The organism is Allochromatium humboldtianum (assembly GCF_013385175.1).
Taxonomy (GTDB): Bacteria; Pseudomonadota; Gammaproteobacteria; order Chromatiales; family Chromatiaceae; genus Thermochromatium; species Thermochromatium humboldtianum.
Window position 1 is genome coordinate 43,437 of sequence record NZ_JABZEO010000011.1, and the last position, 19,536, is coordinate 62,972.

The 19,536-nt window shown below is 65.8% G+C and carries 23 protein-coding genes; 7 read left to right on the forward strand and 16 right to left on the reverse strand.

Features of this window, described 5'->3' with window-relative positions:
- Positions 1-151: 151 nt before the first annotated feature.
- From HW932_RS15350 to HW932_RS15415, 14 genes are all read right to left on the reverse strand, one after another.
- Positions 152-940, reverse strand: coding sequence for a hypothetical protein (locus HW932_RS15350; protein ID WP_176977369.1), 789 nt, complete (start codon positions 938-940; stop codon positions 152-154).
- The gene (locus HW932_RS15355) at positions 924-1,139 is read right to left on the reverse strand and encodes a hypothetical protein (protein ID WP_176977370.1); all 216 of its coding nucleotides are present in this window, start codon (positions 1,137-1,139) and stop codon (positions 924-926) included. Before HW932_RS15355 ends, HW932_RS15350 begins: the two co-directional genes overlap by 17 nt.
- Positions 1,139-1,549 carry a hypothetical protein gene (locus HW932_RS15360; RefSeq protein WP_176977371.1) on the reverse strand — a complete coding sequence of 137 codons (411 nt, stop codon included), beginning with the start codon at positions 1,547-1,549 and terminating at the stop codon, positions 1,139-1,141. Before HW932_RS15360 ends, HW932_RS15355 begins: the two co-directional genes overlap by 1 nt.
- A gap of 119 nt (positions 1,550-1,668) precedes the next feature.
- On the reverse strand, positions 1,669-2,112 hold the full coding sequence (locus tag HW932_RS15365) for a hypothetical protein (protein WP_176977372.1): 444 nt from the start codon (positions 2,110-2,112) through the stop codon (positions 1,669-1,671).
- Positions 2,109-2,663 carry a hypothetical protein gene (locus tag HW932_RS15370; protein ID WP_176977373.1) on the reverse strand — a complete coding sequence of 185 codons (555 nt, stop codon included), beginning with the start codon at positions 2,661-2,663 and terminating at the stop codon, positions 2,109-2,111. Before HW932_RS15370 ends, HW932_RS15365 begins: the two co-directional genes overlap by 4 nt.
- Before the next feature lie 18 nt (positions 2,664-2,681).
- Complete coding sequence (locus HW932_RS15375; RefSeq protein ID WP_176977374.1) at positions 2,682-3,311, reverse strand: hypothetical protein; 630 nt, start codon at positions 3,309-3,311, stop codon at positions 2,682-2,684.
- Complete coding sequence (locus HW932_RS15380; RefSeq protein ID WP_176977375.1) at positions 3,308-3,598, reverse strand: hypothetical protein; 291 nt, start codon at positions 3,596-3,598, stop codon at positions 3,308-3,310. Before HW932_RS15380 ends, HW932_RS15375 begins: the two co-directional genes overlap by 4 nt.
- Positions 3,599-3,782: 184 nt before the next feature.
- On the reverse strand, positions 3,783-6,215 hold the full coding sequence (locus tag HW932_RS15385) for a DUF3987 domain-containing protein (RefSeq protein ID WP_176977376.1): 2,433 nt from the start codon (positions 6,213-6,215) through the stop codon (positions 3,783-3,785).
- 98 nt (positions 6,216-6,313) lie between these two features.
- Positions 6,314-6,505, reverse strand: coding sequence for a hypothetical protein (locus HW932_RS15390; protein WP_176977377.1), 192 nt, complete (start codon positions 6,503-6,505; stop codon positions 6,314-6,316).
- A complete protein-coding gene (locus tag HW932_RS15395; protein WP_176977378.1) occupies positions 6,502-6,888 on the reverse strand; it encodes a hypothetical protein in 387 nt (128 codons plus the stop codon). Before HW932_RS15395 ends, HW932_RS15390 begins: the two co-directional genes overlap by 4 nt.
- Entirely contained in the window at positions 6,885-7,466 is a 582-nt protein-coding gene (locus HW932_RS15400; RefSeq protein WP_176977379.1) for a hypothetical protein, read from the reverse strand. Before HW932_RS15400 ends, HW932_RS15395 begins: the two co-directional genes overlap by 4 nt.
- 332 nt (positions 7,467-7,798) lie before the next feature.
- A complete protein-coding gene (locus tag HW932_RS15405) occupies positions 7,799-8,002 on the reverse strand; it encodes a helix-turn-helix domain-containing protein (RefSeq protein WP_176977380.1) in 204 nt (67 codons plus the stop codon).
- 70 nt (positions 8,003-8,072) lie between these two features.
- A complete protein-coding gene (locus HW932_RS15410) occupies positions 8,073-8,723 on the reverse strand; it encodes a hypothetical protein (RefSeq protein ID WP_176977381.1) in 651 nt (216 codons plus the stop codon).
- Positions 8,716-9,981, reverse strand: a complete 1,266-nt coding sequence (locus HW932_RS15415; RefSeq protein WP_176977382.1) for a site-specific integrase — start codon at positions 9,979-9,981, stop codon at positions 8,716-8,718. The genes HW932_RS15410 and HW932_RS15415 overlap by 8 nt, the downstream gene beginning before the upstream one ends.
- Before the next feature lie 438 nt (positions 9,982-10,419).
- Here HW932_RS15415 and HW932_RS15420 point away from each other — a divergent pair, with 438 nt between their 5' ends.
- A complete protein-coding gene (locus HW932_RS15420) occupies positions 10,420-10,776 on the forward strand; it encodes a cupin domain-containing protein (protein WP_176977383.1) in 357 nt (118 codons plus the stop codon).
- 26 nt (positions 10,777-10,802) lie between these two features.
- Here HW932_RS15420 and nifA read toward each other — a convergent pair whose 3' ends face one another.
- Together nifA and nifL are read right to left on the reverse strand one after the other, a co-directional pair.
- Entirely contained in the window at positions 10,803-12,392 is a 1,590-nt protein-coding gene (gene nifA, locus HW932_RS15425; RefSeq protein WP_176977384.1) for a nif-specific transcriptional activator NifA, read from the reverse strand.
- Positions 12,393-12,409: 17 nt separating this feature from the next.
- Positions 12,410-14,056: a nitrogen fixation negative regulator NifL gene (gene nifL / locus HW932_RS15430; protein WP_176977385.1), complete on the reverse strand. Its 1,647-nt coding sequence runs from the start codon at positions 14,054-14,056 to the stop codon at positions 12,410-12,412.
- A 360-nt stretch (positions 14,057-14,416) separates the two neighbouring features.
- Between nifL and rsxA the strand changes: the two genes are divergently transcribed.
- From rsxA to HW932_RS15460, 6 genes are read left to right on the forward strand one after another with little or no spacing between them, the layout of a single operon-like run.
- Positions 14,417-14,992, forward strand: coding sequence for an electron transport complex subunit RsxA (gene rsxA, locus HW932_RS15435; RefSeq protein ID WP_176977386.1), 576 nt, complete (start codon positions 14,417-14,419; stop codon positions 14,990-14,992).
- A gap of 13 nt (positions 14,993-15,005) precedes the next feature.
- Positions 15,006-15,542 (forward strand): RnfABCDGE type electron transport complex subunit B, encoded by a 537-nt coding sequence (locus HW932_RS15440; RefSeq protein ID WP_176977387.1) that lies wholly within the window; start codon positions 15,006-15,008, stop codon positions 15,540-15,542.
- Positions 15,539-17,068, forward strand: a complete 1,530-nt coding sequence (gene rsxC / locus HW932_RS15445) for an electron transport complex subunit RsxC (protein WP_176977388.1) — start codon at positions 15,539-15,541, stop codon at positions 17,066-17,068. Before HW932_RS15440 ends, rsxC begins: the two co-directional genes overlap by 4 nt.
- A gap of 2 nt (positions 17,069-17,070) precedes the next feature.
- Positions 17,071-18,162 (forward strand): RnfABCDGE type electron transport complex subunit D, encoded by a 1,092-nt coding sequence (locus HW932_RS15450; protein WP_176977389.1) that lies wholly within the window; start codon positions 17,071-17,073, stop codon positions 18,160-18,162.
- Positions 18,159-18,821 carry an electron transport complex subunit RsxG gene (gene rsxG / locus HW932_RS15455; RefSeq protein WP_176977390.1) on the forward strand — a complete coding sequence of 221 codons (663 nt, stop codon included), beginning with the start codon at positions 18,159-18,161 and terminating at the stop codon, positions 18,819-18,821. Before HW932_RS15450 ends, rsxG begins: the two co-directional genes overlap by 4 nt.
- The gene (locus HW932_RS15460) at positions 18,818-19,534 is read left to right on the forward strand and encodes an electron transport complex subunit E (protein ID WP_176977391.1); all 717 of its coding nucleotides are present in this window, start codon (positions 18,818-18,820) and stop codon (positions 19,532-19,534) included. Before rsxG ends, HW932_RS15460 begins: the two co-directional genes overlap by 4 nt.
- Positions 19,535-19,536: the final 2 nt, after the last annotated feature.

Genomic DNA, 19,536 nt, shown 5'->3' on the forward strand with positions numbered 1-19,536 from the left:
TATGGTGCGGCGGTCATCTCAGGATACCAGAGCTTGGCGGGCTGCTCGGTGATGGGTGTTCCGCTGGATCAGCCGTCCCGGTCCCGCTCCAGCGCTTCGACCTCAGACGCCAGACCGGCGGCGACCAGGAGGGCGGCGGTGGGCGAACGGGCTACACGGACTGGCGCGCGCGCCAGTCGTCTTCGGAAACGGCTCCGGCCTCAAACAACACGTCGACCTCGGCGCGGTCGAGTGTTTTTTCACTCCACACCCAGCCGGTGTAGCTCGCGGCGCTCGGGAAATGCTCACTGCCTGGGGTTTGCCCCCATCGCGCAAAGCGATAGCGCCCGTTGGCGTCCGGGCCGCTGATGATGGCCGTGGGGCGCTCGGGCTGTTGGGGGCTGTGATCGGCGGCGCTCATCACGCCGAGCGCGCGCATTTCGGCTTCCGTCTCGCCGATCTCGATTTCCAGTGCAGCAATGCTCGATGCGAGGCTCGTCAGCTCCGCGCGACGATCGGCCAGTGACGGGCCGGCGTTGCTGAAATCCATCGCATCGAACAGCGGTGCCAGACGCGCGACCAGTGCCGACGGCTCGCCCAACAGCAGGGTCAGCAGTCTGGCGGTGTTGATGTCGAAGCGGCCAGTGTTCAGCGGCCAGTGATTCGCGCGCTCAGTGCCACCGTCGACAATCGCCGCAGTGGCCTGTGGGCGGCGTTGCATCTCCCACAGCGAAGCGGACAGCTCGCCACCGGTCAGCGCGCGTTGTTGTTCGCGGGTGACATCCTCGATCAGGGCGGACTCCAGATCGGCGCGGCTCAATGGTGCGGTGCGTAGCTCATGGCGGCGGGCCTTGAGTCTGGCCAGCTCAGTGCGCTGATTTTCCAGTGCCCCGTGCGCGGATTGGCGGGCGGCACTCAGGGCGCGCGCGGCGGCGCGGACTTTGTCACTCAGGGCGCGCATGGATGAGTCCTCCAACGGCTACCTGCTCAAGCAGTTGCCGCTCCAACGCCTGAACGTCGACGCGCGACCTGGGAGCGGCGGCGTCGGGATCGAGCCCGAGATTGCGGGCAAAGTCACTGAAGTTTTCGAAAAAACCCCGGTCCTTGTGGTATCGCTCCCAGCCTTGGCGGGCCTGCTCCAGCGTTACGGGTGCCAGCATCAGATTTTCCCTCCGAGCTTGTGTTCGAGATCGGCGATTTCCCGCTCCAATTCGTGGCGGCGGGCTTTCGCCAGGAAGTGGCGCGTGGCGCCGGTTCGGTCGAGCTGCTCGGCGATGTCCTGCAAGGCGGCGCGTGGGGCGCTACCGAGCAAGGCAAAGTCGCCGGGCAACGCGGGTAAGTCGACCAAATCCCGCGCGGCCAGCTCGCTCGGGGTGCGAGCGAGTTCCAGCAGCGCCAGGCTCAGGCGTTCGCGGGCGGCGACACGCAGTAGTTCCGGCAGTTGCGCGGCGGCGCGGTGCAGGGCCTCACGCGGCGGGGGCGGACGGTCGTCGAGTTCGTCGAGTTCGCGACGCAACGCCTCTAGTTCGCGTGGGATGGCGACGCGGCAGGGCGTGAAGCAGCTGAACATATGAAAGTGGTCCTCGCGAGGATGGGTGCCCCCTTGTGGGCGCCGGGGGGCGGCGGCCGCGCGAAGGTGCCACAGCCCACCCTCGCCCACGGTCACATTTTCCCCGCGCGGCGGTGAAATCAAAACGACGAACCTGTTTCGCGCGCGATGTTGCGCAGCTGCTCGTGCGTGGTCGGCAGGCACCCAAATTGGCGAGCTTTGAAGAGGGCGGTGCGTAGCCGACTGGCTTCGGGCGGCGGCGCGGTCAGCACTCGCCAGCGCGGCCAGATTCTTGACTCGAACCGGGCGATCTCGGCGGCGAGCGCGCGGCAGCGGGCGCCCGTAGTATCACCCTCGACCAGTTCGAGCGCGGTCGTCAGGTGTCGATTGCGCTGATCGCGACGCCAGCGGCGCGGCGCGGAATCTTGCCCTCGGTGTGCCGACAACCCGAGCGCAGCGTCGAGTGTGTCCTCTTCGCCCTGGAGCCAGCGCGCAACGGCGCGGGCGAAGTCTCGCTCCGGTGTTCCAGGTGGCGCGTGCTCGGCCAGCCGATCGGCCAGGGCGGCCAGCTCGGCGGCGTTCACTCGCTCAGATCCTCGTCGTCCGCTTCGCCGGCGATGGCCTCGCGCGCGGCCTGCTCGATGGCGGCGCAGACGCGGCGGATCTCGGCATCAAGCAGACGGTCGATCTCCAGCTCGTCCTTGCCGACCAGGGTCGGGGCCACGCGCGAGGGGATGGTTCGAAGCAGGTTGACGGCCTGCCGGGCGCGATCCTCGGCGGTGCGCTCGACGGCGCGCGCGTCGACGTAGCGGCGTTCGATGACACCCAGCTCGATCAGATCCTTCTGCGCTTTGGCGCGGGCGCTGATGGTACGCGCCCCGTGCCAGTCCAGGCCCTCGATGCCGGCACCGAGTGGGCGGCTGATCTCGCGCTCGATCCAGGGGCGGGCCTGCTCCCAGTCGAACAGTCGGGACTGCCCGCGCTTGGCGTGGAAGGCGGTCGGCAGCGGGTCGGTCTGGCGCGACACCCACGCGGTGACGGTGCGCACGTCGATCTTGACGTTGAACTCGTCTCGGATCTTCGCAACCAGCTCGCTGGTCTTGATGTAACTGCCTGTTTCAGAAGAGGAAACCATAAACTCAACCCTCGGTGTCTAGCCAAACTGCGCGCGTTTGCTACCCGCACGGCGGGCAATTGCAGAAGAACCTACGGCATGGCGACGAAAGATCGCGGTCACTCGTTCGCCGGGCAGCTTGCGCTGGCGTTGGAGTAGCGTGGCCAGTTCGTCGAGTGCGCGGCGGTGGTCACTGAGCAGGCAGAAGGTCTCGGCGATGGTGGTCTGCATCAGCGATTGGGCATCGGTGCCGAGCTTGACGGCAGCCAGGCTGACGAGGCCCTGAGCCAAGACGATCTCGTCGGCGCCAGCGGCCAAGGCCGGCGTTCCACTGAAAGCGATCTCAGCCAGCGGGCCGGCGATGTAGATCCGGGCGTGGGTGAGATCGGCCCTCGGGTCGGTGCGTGGCCCAGCGTCCCAGCGCTGACCGGCTCGGGTGAATCCAAGCCACTGCTCGCCGCTGGGGAACACCTTGACTTCGCGAATCCGATCGCCGGCCGTGTGGTGTGCAATGCAGTGACCGGCCTCGTGATAGGCCGCTTGGCGACGGGTGCAGCTCAGGGCCTCCCGACCCTGGACCTGGACGGCGTGCTCGACCAGGCGACCGAGCGAGCCGGTGAGTCGGTCATGCGTGATCGGGTCCAGGTGATGACGATCGATGGCGTTCATGCGGCTTCCCCCCGGCTGAGATCGGCGGCGGCCTTGAGCGCGTAGCGCAGGTGCTCGGGATTGGCGGCGCAGGCTTCGAGGTATTCGGCTCGGCACTGGGGATCGGTCTCGCCGATGGCGTCGAGCCAACCATTGAGCGCGGCCAGGGCTTCGCGGGGCAAGCGGACATCCGCCTCGATCCGCGTACACATGCTCTCGCCTTGCCCTTCAACTGCCGCAACTGCCGCAACTGCCGCAGCGGTTTCGGTCTTCGAGTTGGACAGGAATTGGCCCAGAACACTGCTCATGCCGCACCTCCAAGGGTAAAAAAAGAATTCTCAAAACATTTTCCTGGAAGGGTTGCGGCATTTGCGGCAGTTGCGGCACTCAGCACAAGTCGTTGTTTAAACAGGGCACCCAAGGGCCGGAAGTGCCGCAACCCACTTGCGGCACTTCTGCGGCAGTTCGCGGCAGTTGGATTGAGCATGGTCGTCACCCTCCCGACACCAGCAGACGGGGATTGATTTGAAGCAGGCGTTGGCGTCCTCGATCGATCCGCCGAACGTGCCCGGACTCTTCCAGGAGATCGATCGCGGCGTCTCGCTTCAGTGCGTCGCGCGTGCGGTTCGGGCCGAACTTCGAGACATCGCGCAGCGAGACCAGGCCGGCCTGATCGATGATCGGCTCGCCATCGCGGTTGGCCAGCTCGCGCCCCTTGCCGGTCAGCCAGGCGGACAGTTCGCGCGCGTCGAGCACCACCTCGGGTGTGTCGGCTTCGTAGAAGATCCGCCGGGCCTCGGCCAGGTGCCAGGCCGCCACGGCGATTCCGCCGGCCATGTAGTGCTCTTCGATTTCCCGCGTGACGCGCCCGTGGTCGAACAGCTGGAAGATGGTCGCCACCCGCGCGGCGTTTTCCGCGCTCTTGGCGGCCACGTCGCGCACCTCGGCGAACTCGCCGAAGTCGGCCAGCTCGCGTTCGATGGTGTCGTGATAGGTGATCCACGCCAGTTTCGCGCCGGCGCTCAGGCGCATCACGGGCGGCTTCAGCATCATCCGCGCGCCCTTGTCTTCGCCGGTGTCGTCGATGGGGAGCGGCAGCGCGAGCAGGTCCAGGATGTGGCGCTCGAAGTCTTCCAGCGCGCGCCACGAGGCCGGCGGTTCAGCATAGGCCCGCGTCCCCATGGTCGAGCGCGGCGCGGCCAGGAGAAACCGCGCCAGGAATCCGATGGTTCGCGCGCCCTTGTCGATCAGCCTGGGCAGCAGATCCGGCTGCATCATCAGGAAGGCGCTGAAGCGCCGGCCGCGCAGTTCGGCGACGGGGGCGCCCTTGCGGGTCGGCAGGAAGTCGCGCGCGTCCCAGAGGATGTTCAGCAGCGCGAGCAAGGACGTAGCGGAGTCGTCCCCCAGTCCTTGGCTTCCAACCACGGTGCCGGCCTCATCAGAGAACAGACCGCCGGACGGCCAGCCGGTGGCCAGGGCATAGGCCAGAGACGCCGGGTTCACGTCCTCATAGCTCGGACTCGGCAGGGGGATGGGAACGATGGGGTTCTGTTCCAGCTCGACGAGCCGCGCCTCCAGGCGCTCCAGCTCCTTTTCGCTTTCAGGATCGTCCTTGCCCTCCATGGCCTTGATCTTCGACTTGGTGCCCTCGACGCGGCTCTTGTGCGCGGCCGCCATGGCGACCGAGCGCCGATGGTCCGGCAAGCGTTTCTCGCGTGTTTCGCGGACCCATGCCTTGATCGCGCGCCCGAAGAACTTGTCGGCCGCAGACTTGCGCTCGCCGGACACCGCGCACAACAGCAGGTAGAGCGAGATCGGCGAGACCAGGTGATCATTGATGCCGACGTTCGCCAGTCCTTGCGCGGCCAGCGCCATCTGTGCCAGCGCGGACGAGCCGATCAGCGGCAGCGGTTGCTGACCGAAGGCCGCATATTCGCGGATGGCGTTCTGCGCGGCCTGGGGGAAAGCGGCCAGCGGGTAGGGTTCGCCATCGATCGGCGCGGAGAGATCGCCGGGGGTTGGCCAGTCGTCCGGCTCGCCGTGAACATCCGCCGGCGGCGGTTCAGGACGTTGGGCGCGCGCGTCCTCTTGTTTGCGCGGCTCGGCCGGCTGGCGTTCGCGCTTCGCCGGGTTGACCCAGCCCGAGCGTTGGGCCTCGGCGAAGACGGCCTTCGGGCCGGTGCCCTCGGGCTTGAACGAATCCCACGTGCGCGCGGCGTCTTTGGGGTCGAACTTCTCCGATGTCTGAGACCATTCCAGCCACAGCGCGCGGCCTTGGTCGCCGAGCGGCTTCAAGGCCAGACCCATGCGGACCCACAGATCCCGATCGTCTGAGCGCATGGACGCCAGCGCCGAGCGCAGATCCCGGACCAGTTGATCGGTGGTATCGACGTGCGGCCGCTCGATCGGTGCCGCCTTGGCCTTGGCGCGCGCGTGCAGCGGGGAGAGCGTCACGGTGACGAAATCGGCGATGTCTTCCAGGTCGCCCCGGCCATCGGTGCTGGTCACGGTGAAGTACCGGCCATGGGCATAAGCTTCGATGCCCGTGCCGTTGTTGCCGAGCGTGGCGAAGTCGCGGCCGATGCCGATGGCGTGCCAGCCTGTACCGGATGGACTGCGCTCGACATAGCCCGGCAGCCGCTCGACCAGGGCGGCGAGATCGGGCCGGGTGTCGGTGCCATCCAGGTCGATCCCCTGCCAATGGTGGCCGTCTTCGTCGGGTCCGAGCGCGAACCCGAGCCCGGCATACTCGCCGGTCTCCAGGACCACCAGGGCCTCGTCGAGTGTGGCCAGCCGCGCGCGGTCTTCGGGGGTGTCGAGCTGGCCTTGGCGCGGCGCGCCGTTGGCATAGAACGGCACCTTGCGCGGCTTCTTCTCGCCGTTGGCGATCGACTTCCAGACCAGCCAGCGTGGAGCGTGGCGCATGGCTTCAGGCAGGTGAGAGAGGGGATCGCCGATAGCGCCCCTCTGGACGGGTGGAATGACAGGAGCGGTCGAAGCCGCCCCCTCCATGGGGCGGTTGTTCATCGCTTCGATTCCTCGCGCTCGGCCTGCTTCAGCCGGCGTTCCAGGATCGGGCGGACGGCCTTCTCGACGGCGGCGCGCAGCTCGTCGTCGAGTTCAATCCCGCCATAGTTGCTGGTGATCTCGTAGGCGGATGAAAGCTGCTTCGAGAGCGCGTAGCTCAGCCTGAAGGATTCGGGTAGGTCGCTCATGCCGCACCTCCGACGACGCGAGCGGCATGTTCCCGCACCGCACGCCCCAGCAACCCGGACGCAGCGGCAGCCAGATCACCGCGATAGTCGCGCTCGGCAATCTCGGCCAGTCGCTGATGTTCCAGCGGGGTCAGGTACAGATCAGTAGCCCAAGCGGATGGATCGCGATGTGCCGGCTCAGGCGCGGTGGGTGGATCACCTCTCAGTTCACGGTCGTTGGCCTGCTCAATGAGGAGATCGGCCAGGATGACCGCTCCGGTCGTGAGCCAGGTCAGGTGGTCGCGATGCTCGGCGAGTTCACTACAGCTCAGGTCGGTCAGCTTGTCGTCGAGTTCGCGGACGATAGCGCCCAGCGCTTGGGGGAGATAGCGGCGTTGGTTCACTGCTCGCCCTCCACGTCCTTGATGGCGACCACGGCGGCGCGGTCGGCTTCGAGCCAGGAATCCTCGACGCCATGCTGCTCGACGCTCGCGGTCGAGTCATTCACCACGAACCAGTTGAACGGTCCCGGCAAATTCGCGTTGGATGGCGCGATGTAGTAGCTGAAGGTGGCGGGCTTGGCTTCGCCCTCCTGCTCGCTCGTCTTCAGCGACTCGAATTCAGACATCGCCTGGAGGGCGGCATCGCCCCACAGTCCAATCTGGCGCATCAATTCCCCGATGGGGATTCGGTTGCCGGGTAGCTCCTGTCCGCAGTGGCCGGAGATCATCCGCGCCTCGGCGATCAGGCCCTCGACGGTCCAGATGGCATCAGCGATCGTTTCCTGAGGGAGCGATGGGCCGCCGAGGTTGCTGTGTGCGACGGCCAGCATCTGCGTGACGGCGGCCGCGCGGGACAGCACACAGTCGAGCGCATCGATATGCAGACCGCGCGGAACTCCGGGGCGGATGGCGAGCAGGGCTTCAGGGGTGAGGTAGTCGCTGCCGAAATGAACGGTAGCGTCGTCAGGGTGCTTCTTCATGTCGAACCTCGGTGCAGATGGATTGCAGGGTTCGACTGATGGACGAGCGGACAGACGGCGGGCACGAAGACGCGCGGACGTGCGCGGCCTGGGGCCTTGGTGCTACAATTTGTCCCGCCGGTTGACCTGCTGTGGCATCAGTCGGTCATTTGCTCGGTAGGGGTTGGCGCCCCTCCGAGACGGTTTAACGATACGCTCAAATCGGACTGCTTTGCAACGCCTCGACGGTCGCGCGTCGGGGCGTCCTCATTTGTGGCCCACTTCCGGGCCATCTTCTCGCGCCGTTCTGCGCGGATCTTCTGTGATCTTCTCGACATCGTGACGGCTCCCTGTCAGGCGGCGCGCGATTCCAGGCGCTTGATGCAATCCTCGATCGCGTCGGGTGTCACTCGACGTGCGCGCCCAATCTTGAAGGTCCGCAACTCGCCACGGCTGATCAGCTTGTAAGCGGTGCTCTTGGCGATCCCAAGCGTCTTGGCGGCATCTTCGATCGTGACGCCACGAATACGGGCATGGTCATCAGGGGATAGCGGCATTTCATGTGCTCCATCGGTGGACGATGAAGCCATCTTCCATACAGGTGTGCACTCTCCAAATATGCACACCCTACCTTTTTTCGGGTTTCTTTCTCCCAAGCGCCGGCCCCCAGACATCTTCAAGAATCGCGTAGGCGCGCCGCTTACCGAAGTCGAATCGCTCCATCAGTCGATCGCGTGCTTGAGCGCGCGATAACCCTGATCGCTGCAATCTCAATGCGAAGACGCGCACATCAGGGCCGCCGGAGCGCCGCGCTGATTGCTTGAGCGTGACGCCTTCAGCGTGCAGCTCGGGGACAACGAACGCGATCCAGAAATAGCGCAAGACCTCCTGTTTGATCAGAAACCATGACAGTTCCGGCGTATTGGCGATGCCTTCGCGATGCGCGCGGTCCTGAATGAATTTGAGCAGATGCAAGAGTTTCGCGGCAGCAACGACATCATCGGGAAATTGTGACTCGATCTCATCGAACCCGATCCAGCGAACCTCATAATCCGGTTCGCCGAGGAGAGAACGCCAGACGGCGATTTCAAACCCTCGACCGCGTATCGCGTAGGCAGGATCAAGCCCGGCCTCGGTCAAAGCTTGCTCGGCTGTTGGGCGATGTTGGTCCGGCAGGTGCCATAGCCCCGCGAGGGCACTCTTCAGCAAGCGCTCGAACTCTTCTGCGGCTGTCGCGCTCAACTCGTGCAGTCGGGGATAACGGATATGCTTACGCACGGACGCCCCCTGCTTCGTTGCCAACCTCCACCAGCCGCGCCACGGCAGCAGCCTTGTGCTCGGGCGCCAGGTGGGCATAGCGCAAGGTCATGGACAGATCCGAGTGCCCGAGCAGCTCGCGCACAGTGTTGAGATCCACGCCGGCCATGACGAGCTTCGAGGCGAAGGTGTGGCGCATGTCGTGCCAGCGGAATCCCTCGATACCGGCCGTCTCCAGCAACGCCACCCATGACTTGCGGGTGTTGTCGAACCGCCCTCCCCCACGGCCGGCGAAGACATAGCCACTCGTCGCGCCGGTCTGCTTCTGCCAGGCTTGGAGCGCGGACAGGGCCTCGGCATTGAGTGGAACATGACGGGTCTGTTGGCTCTTGGCGCCGGACCCGCGAACCGTCAGCAAGGCACGCTCCAGGTCCACATCAGGCCATTGCAGATTGAACAGCTCCCCGCGTCTGAGTCCGGTATGCAGCGACACCAGAACCATCGGCGTGAGGTGGTCGCCATAGCTCAGGATCTCGGGCAAGGGGTCTTTGTGGCGCTGGCGTCTCCATTCGTTGGTCCGCTCGCGCGCGGCCTTCAGCTCGGTGTCGCGCTCGGCGAGGGCCTGCCGCAATCGACGCTCCTCGTCGCCACTGAGATAGCGGACGACGCCATTCTGATCTTCCCTCCCCGGTTTGAGCTTGGCCAGAGGGTGGACGGCGATGATTCCCCAGTCCAGGGCGCGCGACAGGGCCGACTTGAGCGTGTTCAAGTCACGGTTGACGGTGCCCACGGCTCGACCCTGCTGCAATCGGCGCTTGCGCCAGTTCTCCAGGTCGAGCGGCGCCAACTGATCGAGGGGGATTTCGCCGAATTGGGCGAAAAAGCACGCCTTCAGCCGGGCCACTTGCGCGGCGCCGGATCGGCGATTGACCGTGACCCACTCGACATAGGTGTCTTCGAGGTATTCGCGCAGCGTCGGTGCGGTCGCGCTCTTGGCCTGCCGAATGGCGTCCAGGGGATCGCGACCCTCGGCGACGGCGCCGAGCACCGCTTTGGCGCGGTTACGGGCCTGGGTCGGAGTCAGAACGGCGGCATCGCCGAGCGTGAGGCGCTTGCCGCGCGCGTACTGGACGATGTAGGCCAGGTGCCCGGACGGTTGGGCGCGAAGGATGAAACCCTTCAGATCCTCGTCACGGATCTCCAGCGGCTTGAGGATCTCGCCGGCCTTGGCGCGCTTGCGGGTCGAGTCGACCAGCTTCTGAGTGATGAAGGCTCGCATGGGTGTGTACTCCGAATCGAGGAACCGCCGATTTCCCAGTTCGAGGGACGGCAGGTGTCCTAAATGCGCACTTATTAAGTGCAAGAATACACACTAGCGCGGACTTTGGCGAACTTTGACGGTCTATAAACCGCTGTTTTTACTGTAAGTCACTGATCGTGATTGGCCTTGAATCGTCTTCGGGAGGCAGAAGTCGCAGGTTCGAATCCTGTCACCCCGACCAAATTCACGAATAGAATCAACCGGCTCAGGCCGGTTTTTTCTTGCCCGCACGTCACCTCCATACGTCGCGTATCATCCGGATTCCGACGATTCGCACAACGATGCGAATGTTTCTCAGTTGCTCGATCGCCCCCTCCTTGATATCTTCGCGATGAGGCGGGCGGGACACCGCACGCCGCCACGATCCAACCGTTAGCGCAATAGGTATCTCGATCCATGAACGACGCGACCTGGCAGATCTTCCAGCTCGACGAACTGCTCGCCAAGGTCGAGCGTTCGGGCGTGAGCCTCAAAGAGTTCCTGCGCACGCCCTCGCTCTCCTGCTCGATCTATCATCTACCGGTCGGCTCCAGGGACATGTCGAGCGCGCACGAAGAGGACGAACTCTATCTGGTCCTGGAAGGCAAGGCGCACCTGCGGATCGGCGACAGCGAGCACCATGTCGAGCGAGGAACGCTGATGTACGTCCAGGCCGCCTGTGATCACGCCTTCTTCGACATCCGGGAAGACCTGACCGTACTCGCCTTCTTCGGCGCGCCCGTGCCGGTGCGGCGCCATCGGTCCGGCGACTGACCCCAGGAGCGGCGACCGCCCCGGCGTCAGAACTGCCGCACCTTGATGTTGAGCGTCTGGATGCGATAGGCGATCTGGCGCGGAGTCATGTTCAGAAGACGCGCGGCCTTGGCCTGGACCCAGCCGGCCTCCTCCAGCGCGGCGATGACGCGCTCGCGCTCATCGAGATCCGGGTCGTCGAGATCGACCGCGCCGCTGCCCGGAGCCGTCACTGTGGTCGCTGAGCGTGCCGGCTCGGACGCGCCGGCGTTCAGATCGATGCCCGTGAGCTGAATGACGTCGCGATCGATGACGCCGTTCTCGCTCATCACCGCCGCGCGCTCCATGCAGTTCTCCAGCTCGCGCACGTTGCCCGGCCAGTCATAGCGCATCAGCACCCGTAGCGCGCTGTCGGTGATCGAAAGCTCCCGCCCCTGCATCCGCGCCACCTTGCCGACCAGGAAGCGCGCCAGATCCGGGATGTCCTCCATGCGCTCGCGCAGAGCCGGCATGCGGATCGGCATGACGTTGAGACGGTAGTAGAGATCCTCGCGAAACTCCCCCGCGCGCACCTCGGATTCGAGATCGCGGTTGGTGGCGGCGATCACCCGCACGTCGACCTTGAGCGTGCGCCCGCCGCCGACGCGCTCGAACTCCCCTTCCTGCAACACCCGCAGCAGCTTGGCCTGGAAGGCGGGCGTGATCTCGCCGATCTCGTCAAGGAAGAGCGTGCCGCCGTCGGCCTGCTCGAAACGGCCCTTGCGCAGCGAGACGGCGCCGGTGAAGGCGCCCTTCTCATGGCCGAAGAGTTCGGATTCGAGCAGATTGTCGGGCAGTGCGGCGCAGTTGAGCTTGACGAAGGGCGCGCGGGCGCGCGGCGAGTTGTAGTGAATGGCATTGGCGATCAGCTCTTTGCCGGTGCCGGATTCGCCCCGGATGAGCACCGTGGTGTTCCACTTGGCGACCTGACGCACCTGATCGAACACCAGCCGCATCGCATCGGCGCGACCAATGATGCTGTCGAAGCCGTGCGAGCCGCGCACCTCGCGCCGCAGCTTGTCGCGCTCCTCGCGCAACGCCTGCTGCTCGGCCTCGACCGTGCGCGCCAGCCGCACCGCCTGGCCGATGAGGTTGGCGACCATCTCCAGGAAACGTGCGCGGTCTTCCAGCAGTTCGGCGCCAACCGGCGGCTGGGCGGCGAACACGCCGATGGCCTGTTCGTCGCTGCGGATCGGCACGCCGATGAAGGGCCGGTCCGGATCATAGAGATTGAGCCGGTCGAGAAAGCGCGGCTCATCGCCCAGACGCGGCAGCACCCAGGGTGCATTGGCGCTGAGGATATGGCCGATGACGCCCTCGCCGGGGCGATAGCTGACGGCCTCGAACGGCTCGGCGTCCTGGCCGTGGAGCGCACTGATCAGGAGTTCGCCGCGCTCCTCGTCGAGCAGCGACACCAGCCCCTGGCGCAGACGCGCGCGCTCGTGCAGCACGCCGAGCACCTCGCGCAGGGTCTGACGCAGGTCGAGCGAACGGCTCAGCACGCGGCTGACCTCGAACAGGGCTGCGAGTTGCGATTCGAGCAGGGCGAGCCGGCTCGTCTCCCCGGACGCGCCGGGGGCGGTAGGTTGGAAGCTCATGGGTCGATCCGTCAAGTTCAGTCGTCCGAAAGTACAGCGTTCAGGGACAGTCGAATCAGACAGCCACCAGTGAAATCGGGATCGACCTCGATCGATCCGCCGTGGGCGTTGACGATCTCTTGAGCCAACGCAAGCCCCATGCCGGACCGTCCGCGCCGATCGCGCCAGCCGATATGGAAGGGCTCGAAGACACGATAACGATCCTCGGGTGCGATGCCTCGACCATTGTCCTGAATCTCGACCTCGACACCCCGGTCGAGCGGGCGTGTGGTCAGGATCAGCTCACGATTGGGCCGGCCGGATTCGCGCAGGGCCTGGATAGCATTGTCGATCAGATGCTTGAACATGGCGCGCAACTGGTTCTTGTGCCCGTTCAGCTCGGGCAGCAGGGTCGCCGGTCGCCAGTCGACGACGATGCCGCCGGCCAGCAGGCGCTGGGTCTCCAGTTCGAGCACCTGACGCAGGAGTTTGTTGACGTTCACCCGAACTCCAGCCTCGCGCGGCTCTTCGGGCAGGGCGGCGGTGAGGGTGGCGAGCGCCTTGATCCCGGATTCATTGATCTGATCGAGCATGGCGGCCAGGATCTCCGGGTTGCCGACACCGTCGCGCAACATGCCGCTAGCCGCCTGGATGACGTTGAGCGGCACCTGGATCTGATAGACGGCGGCCGCCAACGCCTCGCGCATCCCGTGCATGCGCTGCTGCTCGGCCAGACGTGCGCGCAGATTCTCCAGATGGGCGCGCTCGATCTCACGGCGGCGGCTGGTGATGTCGTTGACCAGCAGTAGCAGGCGACGCTCGCCCGGCGCCGAATCGCCGAAATAGCTGCGGGCGCTGGCATCGGATTCGTCGACCCGGTTGAGCGAGCAGGCGAACCAGCGCGTACTGGACTGGCCACGGATGTCGAGGCTGACCTCGATGTTCTTGAAGGCGCGTCCGTGCTCCAGACAGGCGACGAAGGGATCGAGTCCGAGCTGTTCGCCGAGGGCGGCACGCAACACCTCGGCCGGCTCGCGCCCCTGGAGTTCCGCGAACAGCCGCTTGTATTCCTGATTGTCCAGGATCACCCGTCCGGCGCTGTCGAGCAGGGCCACGATCGCCGGTGCGGCATCGAGCACGGTCTCCAGGCGCGCCTTCTGTTGGTGCACGGCGCCTTCCAGCTCGTGCTCCTTTGTCACATCGCGGTGCATGCCAAGGAAATACTTGAGATCACCGTCGTGATCGATGACGGGTGCGATGGTCAGCTCGGCCAGATAGTCCCCGCCCGCTTTGGTGCGATTGACCAGGGTGCCGCTCCAGGTCTGACGCGCGAGAATGGTGCGCCAGAGGTGCTCGTAGATGCTCGCCGGCGTGGCGTTGTTGGAGAGGAGCGATTGGTTGCGGCCCAGTAACTCGTCGCGTGCATAGCCGGTCAGGGCTTCGAAGGCGCGGTTGACGTAGAGGATGGTCGCCCGCGCATCCGTGATCGAGATGGCGATCGGCGACTGCTCGACGGCCTCGAAAAACAGCAATGGCGGTAGCGGATCGGCGCCGTTGCCGCCCATGCGAGCCAGCGCCTCCACCACCTCGGGCGGGGTGCCGTCGGGCGGCGAGGCGATGAACTCGCCGAGCGTGTTGAGAATCTCGGTCGATTGGATGGGTTCCGGGGCGGATCGGGCCGGCACGGGTCGCTCCTGGTAGACGGCGGATGTGGTGATTCGGCCTTATTCTAAGCAATAAAGATGCCGAAATCGCTAATGCTAGAGCCATGCAATCTGGATCTTGTGCGTTTTCCAACAATTCAAGGGTACGCAACAAACACGTCCGTCGCTACAGCAACAGTCTGCTTCCACGACCGAAGCCGCTGTTCACCCCGTCGTCAATCGATCGTCCAGCCGGCCTGACTGATCGATAAAGCCATCCAGATCAGCTTGTTATATCGATGCGCGAGAGCGTGCAAACGTCCGCCCAGTCTTGCAGGATTCGAGCTGGCACTGGCTTTGCAGAGAACGACGCATCAATGACATGCAGGGGCTTTTGATGCAATGGGCGAGTATCTGCTGCTGATCCTGGCCACCGCGTTGGTGAACAACGTGGTGCTGGTCAAGTTTCTCGGGCTGTGCCCCTTCATGGGGGTGTCGGGCAAGCTCGACTCGGCGCTCGGGATGGGGCTGGCGACCACCTTCGTCCTGACCCTGGCGGCCGTGGCCGGCTGGGTGCTGGAACATGCGTTGCTCCAGCCGCTCGGACTCGGCTTTCTGCGCATCCTGACCTTCATCCTGGTCATCGCGGCCGTGGTGCAGTTCACCGAGCTGGCGATGCGCAAGATCTCACCGACGCTCTATCAGGTGCTGGGGCTCTATCTGCCGCTGATCACGACCAACTGCGCGGTGCTGGGCGTGGCGCTGCTGAACGTGCAGGAAGATCACAGCTTTCTGCAAAGCGCGCTCTATGGTCTGGGGTCGGCGCTCGGCTTCACCCTGGTCATGGTCATCTTCGCCGGGATGCGCGAGCGGCTGGCACTGGCTCAGGTGCCGGCGGCCTTCTCTGGCGCGCCCATCGCCTTCGTCGCTGCCGGGCTGCTGTCGCTCGCCTTCATGGGCTTTGCCGGTCTGGCTTAGGAGTCGAAACCCTATGGTTGCCGCCATCGTCAGTCTCACCGCGCTCGGTCTCGCCCTCGGCGGTCTGCTCGGACTCGCCGCGCGCTATCTGAAGGTCGAGGGCAATCCCCTCACCGAACAGGTCGCTGCCCTGCTGCCCGGTTCGCAATGCGGCCAGTGCGGTTATCCGGGTTGCGGGCCGGCCGCTGAAGCCATCGCTTCGGGCGCCGCGCCTGTGACCCTCTGTCCGCCGGGGGGGCGCGCGCTGGCCGAAGAGCTCGCCGGACTGCTCGGCGTCAGCGTCGATCTCTCGGGTGTAGCCGATAAGCCGCCGCTGATCGCGCACGTCAACGAGGGGCTGTGCATCGGCTGTACCAAGTGCTTCAAGCGCTGTCCGACCGACGCCATCATGGGGGCTAACAACATGATCCATGCCGTCTTCGCCGACGCCTGCATCGGTTGTGAACTCTGCGCCGACATCTGCCCGACCGAAGGCATCGAGATGCGCCCCCTGGCTCCGAGCCTCCAGAACTGGTACTGGCCCAAACCACAGGACGCGCTTCAGTCATGAAACTGTTCAAGATTCGCGGCGGCGTCCATCCGGATGACCGCAAACGTCTGGCCTCGGAGCAGCCGATCGAGACGCTGCCGCTGCCGGATCTCCTGCACATCCCGCTGCAACAGCACATCGGCGCACCGGCCGGTCCGGCGGTACGGCGCGGTCAGCATGTGGCCAAGGGCGATCTGCTGGCGCACGGTCAGGGCGTGATCTCGGCGCCGGTCCATGCACCAACCTCGGGACGCATCATGGGCGTGGGTCAGTATCCGGCCCATCATGCCTCGGGACTCTCGGTGCCGACCATCACGCTCCAGCCCGACGGCGAGGACCGCTGGGCGGATCATATCCAGGGCGTCGCCGATCCCTTCGCGCTCGCGCCCGAGGAGATCGCCGCCCGCGTGGCCGCCGCCGGCATCGTCGGTCTGGGCGGCGCGACCTTTCCTTCAGCCGTCAAGCTCGATCTGCGCAAGCGCTATGCGATCCATACGCTCGTCATCAATGGGGCTGAATGCGAACCCTATCTGACCTGTGACGATCGTCTGATGCGCGAACAGTCCGACGCCGTGATCGACGGGATTCGGATCATGGCCCAGGCGCTCGGCGTGAGCCGGATCGTCATCGGCATCGAGGACAACAAACCCGAGGCTCAGGCCGCGATGGCGGTGGCGGCCTCGATCGATCCCGACATCCGGATCGCGCGCCTGCCGACCCGCTATCCGATGGGGTCGGAAAAACATCTGGTTCAGACCCTGACCGGACGCGAGACCCCGGCACGCGGTCTGACCGCCGATATCGGCGTGGTGGTGCACAATCCAGCGACCGCCTTCGCCGTGCATGAAGCCTTGCGCTTCGGCTATCCGCTGGTCGCGCGCGTGGTCACGGTCAGCGGTTCGGCCATCGATCGCCCGGCCAATGTGCGCGTGCCGCTCGGTACCCGCGTCCAGGATCTGATCGCCCATTGCGGCGGCTTCAAGGAGGAACCGGCACGGTTGATCAGCGGCGGCCCCATGATGGGCCAGCCGTTGCCGAGCACCCGTGTCCCCATGGTCAAGGGCAGCAATGGCGTGCTGGCGCTCACAGCGGCTGAGACGGCTCAAGGCGACGTCCGTCCCTGCATCCGCTGCGCAAGTTGCGTCCAGGCCTGCCCCTGCGGTCTGGTGCCGCTGGAGATGGTCGCGCACATCCGCGCCGGCGATCTGGAGGGGGCGGTCAAGCGCGGTCTGATGGACTGCATCGGCTGCGGCTCCTGCGCCTATGTCTGTCCGGGACATATCCCCTTGGTCCAGTATCTCAACCATGCCAAGGGCGAGATGGCCTCGCGCGGTCGCGCCAAGCAGAAGCAGACCGAGACCAAGCGTCTGATCGAACAGCGTAACGCGCGCATGGAGGCGATCAAGCGCGCCAAGCGTGAGCAGATGGAGCAGCGCAAACGCGAGATGGCGGCACGCAAGAAAGCCGAGGCCGAAGCGGCCGCGCAACAGGCGACTGCCGCACCGGCCACTGCCGCCGAACCTGTCGTCGCCGAGACGGAGTCCTGACCATGCGCCTCGAAACCCCTGCCGCACAGTGCGGCCCTTTTGCTCACGACCTGGTCAGCATCCCGCGCACCATGGGGCTGGTGATGCTGGCCCTGGCGCCGGCCACGCTGTTCGGACTCTGGCAGTTCGGCTGGCCGGCGATCTGGCTGTTTCTCGCCACTCTCGCCGGGGCGCTGCTGGCCGAGATCCTGAGTCTGTGGCTCGCCGGCAAGCCGATCCGGCCCGACCTGAGCGACGGCACGGCGCTCCTGACCGGCTGGCTGCTGGCCATGACCCTGCCGCCCTGGGCGCCCTGGTGGATCGGCGTGGTCGGCGCGCTGCTGGCGATCGTGGTCGCCAAGCAGGTGTTCGGCGGTGTCGGCCAGAATCTGTTCAACCCGGCGATGGTCGCGCGCGTGGCCCTGCTGATCGCCTTTCCGCTGGAGATGACGAGTTTCGTCGCGCCCACGCCGCTGTTCTCCGCCGAAGCGCCGGGGCTGGTCGAGAGTCTCGCCATCACCTTCGGCGGTCAGGGCTTCGACGCCTTCAGCGGGGCCACGGTACTCGGTCAGGTCCGCACCGAGCTGGGCCAGGGCGAGACGCTGGCGACCATCCTGCCCGATCTCTATACGCCGCTCTCGGGCGCGGTCGGCACGGTCGCCGGCAGTCTGGGCGAGACCTCGGCGCTGCTGCTCCTGCTCGGCGGACTGTTCCTGCTCTACAAGCGCGTCATCACCTGGCACATCCCGGTGGCGCTGCTCGGCACCATCGCCGTCCTGGCCACGCTCATGCACCTGATCGACCCCGAGCACTATGCCGGTCCGCTCTATCACCTGGTCTCGGGCGCGACCCTGCTCGGCGCCTTCTTCATCGCGACCGATCCAGTGACATCGCCCGTCTCGGCGCGCGGTCAGCTCCTCTTCGGCGCCGGTTGCGGACTGCTGATCTATGTCATCCGCACCTGGGCCGGTTATCCGGAGGGCGTGGCCTTCGCGGTGCTCTTGATGAACGCCTGCGCGCCGCTGATCGACCACTATGTCAAGCCGCGCATCTACGGGCGCGACCGGCGCGGACGGCCACTGGAATACGCCAACGACGCGGAGACGCCCCGATGAGCCTGCTTGCCGTGCTGAACCAACGCCAGAGCATCGCCTATCAGGCCACGCTGCTGGGCGGCTTCACCCTGTTGGCCGCCGCGCTGCTGGTGATCGGCGATCTGACCACGCGCGACACCATCGCCCTGCGCAAGGCCGAGGATCTCAAGGCGTCGCTCAGTCAGGTATTGCCGCCGGCGCTGCATGACAACAACCTGCTGGCTGATCCGCTGACCTTGCCCGACGCCGACGGCGCGCCCGTACTGGTCTATCGCGCCCGGCGCGGACTGGAGGTCACAGGCGTAGCCTATCGGGTGAGCGGTCCCGGCTACTCGGGCACCATCGAACTGATCCTGGGCGTCGATCCTCAGGGCCGGGTGCTGGGCGCGCGCGTCCTGTCGCACACAGAGACTCCCGGACTCGGCGACAAGATCGAACTCGCCAAGGACGACTGGATTCTCGCCTTCGACGGACTGTCGCTGGGCGATCCGCCGCCCGAGCGCTGCGCAGTCAAGAAGGACGGCGGCGACTTCGATCAGTTCAGCGGGGCCACCATCACGCCGCGCGCCGTGGTCGGAGCCCTGAAGCGCGGACTGGAATTCTTCCAGCGTCATCAGGTCGCCCTGACCGCGCCCGCCGCCGTCTCGGTCGCCTCCGATCCAGTCAGGAGTCCGGAATGAGCCTCGAACCCAATACCGCCAACAAGACCGCCTGGGGTCGCATCAGTCGCGATGGCCTCTGGAGCAACAATGTCGTGCTGGCCCAGTCGCTGGCACTCTGTCCGCTGCTCGCCGTCACGGGCACGGCCACAAATGGTCTGGGCATGGGACTAGCGACCACGGCCGTCCTGATCGCCTCGGGCTTTCTGATCGCACTCATTCGCGGCTGGGTGACGCCTGAGGTGCGCATTCCCATCTTCGTCCTGGTCATCGCCGTGCTGGTGACGCTGGTCGATCTCGGGATGAATGCCTGGCTGCACGACCTGCACAAGATGTTGGGCCTGTTCATCCCGCTGATCGTTACCAACTGCGCCATCCTCGGACGGGCCGAATCCTTCGCCTCGCGCAACGGAGCCGGCGCCTCGGCCTTCGACGGACTCATGATGGGACTCGGCTTCACCCTGGCCCTTGTCCTGCTCGGCGCCGTGCGCGAGATCATCGGCTCGGGCACCCTGTTCGCCAATGCCAGCCTGCTGCTCGGCGAGGGCATGGCCTTTCTGGAGATGACGCTGATCCCGGACTATCGCGGCTTCCTGCTCGCCATCCTGCCGCCCGGCGGCTTCATCGCGCTCGGTTTCATCCTGGCCGGCAAACGGCTGATCGACACACGGCTCGCCGAGGCACGGCAGCGGCGTGAGTCGACGGCCGGCGCGGGCGCCCTGGCCGGATCATGACG

Coding starts and splice junctions, on each gene's coding strand:
- HW932_RS15350 (WP_176977369.1), bottom strand. CDS start 940: ATGCGCGCCCTGAGTGACAAAGTCCGCGCCGCCGCGCGCGCCCTGAGT.
- HW932_RS15355 (WP_176977370.1), bottom strand. CDS start 1,139: ATGCTGGCACCCGTAACGCTGGAGCAGGCCCGCCAAGGCTGGGAGCGA.
- HW932_RS15360 (WP_176977371.1), bottom strand. CDS start 1,549: ATGTTCAGCTGCTTCACGCCCTGCCGCGTCGCCATCCCACGCGAACTA.
- HW932_RS15370 (WP_176977373.1), bottom strand. CDS start 2,663: ATGGTTTCCTCTTCTGAAACAGGCAGTTACATCAAGACCAGCGAGCTG.
- HW932_RS15375 (WP_176977374.1), bottom strand. CDS start 3,311: ATGAACGCCATCGATCGTCATCACCTGGACCCGATCACGCATGACCGA.
- HW932_RS15380 (WP_176977375.1), bottom strand. CDS start 3,598: ATGAGCAGTGTTCTGGGCCAATTCCTGTCCAACTCGAAGACCGAAACC.
- HW932_RS15385 (WP_176977376.1), bottom strand. CDS start 6,215: ATGCGCCACGCTCCACGCTGGCTGGTCTGGAAGTCGATCGCCAACGGC.
- HW932_RS15390 (WP_176977377.1), bottom strand. CDS start 6,505: ATGAGCGACCTACCCGAATCCTTCAGGCTGAGCTACGCGCTCTCGAAG.
- HW932_RS15400 (WP_176977379.1), bottom strand. CDS start 7,466: ATGAAGAAGCACCCTGACGACGCTACCGTTCATTTCGGCAGCGACTAC.
- HW932_RS15405 (WP_176977380.1), bottom strand. CDS start 8,002: ATGCCGCTATCCCCTGATGACCATGCCCGTATTCGTGGCGTCACGATC.
- HW932_RS15415 (WP_176977382.1), bottom strand. CDS start 9,981: ATGCGAGCCTTCATCACTCAGAAGCTGGTCGACTCGACCCGCAAGCGC.
- HW932_RS15420 (WP_176977383.1), top strand. CDS start 10,420: ATGAACGACGCGACCTGGCAGATCTTCCAGCTCGACGAACTGCTCGCC.
- nifA (WP_176977384.1), bottom strand. CDS start 12,392: ATGAGCTTCCAACCTACCGCCCCCGGCGCGTCCGGGGAGACGAGCCGG.
- rsxA (WP_176977386.1), top strand. CDS start 14,417: ATGGGCGAGTATCTGCTGCTGATCCTGGCCACCGCGTTGGTGAACAAC.
- HW932_RS15440 (WP_176977387.1), top strand. CDS start 15,006: ATGGTTGCCGCCATCGTCAGTCTCACCGCGCTCGGTCTCGCCCTCGGC.
- rsxC (WP_176977388.1), top strand. CDS start 15,539: ATGAAACTGTTCAAGATTCGCGGCGGCGTCCATCCGGATGACCGCAAA.
- HW932_RS15450 (WP_176977389.1), top strand. CDS start 17,071: ATGCGCCTCGAAACCCCTGCCGCACAGTGCGGCCCTTTTGCTCACGAC.
- rsxG (WP_176977390.1), top strand. CDS start 18,159: ATGAGCCTGCTTGCCGTGCTGAACCAACGCCAGAGCATCGCCTATCAG.
- HW932_RS15460 (WP_176977391.1), top strand. CDS start 18,818: ATGAGCCTCGAACCCAATACCGCCAACAAGACCGCCTGGGGTCGCATC.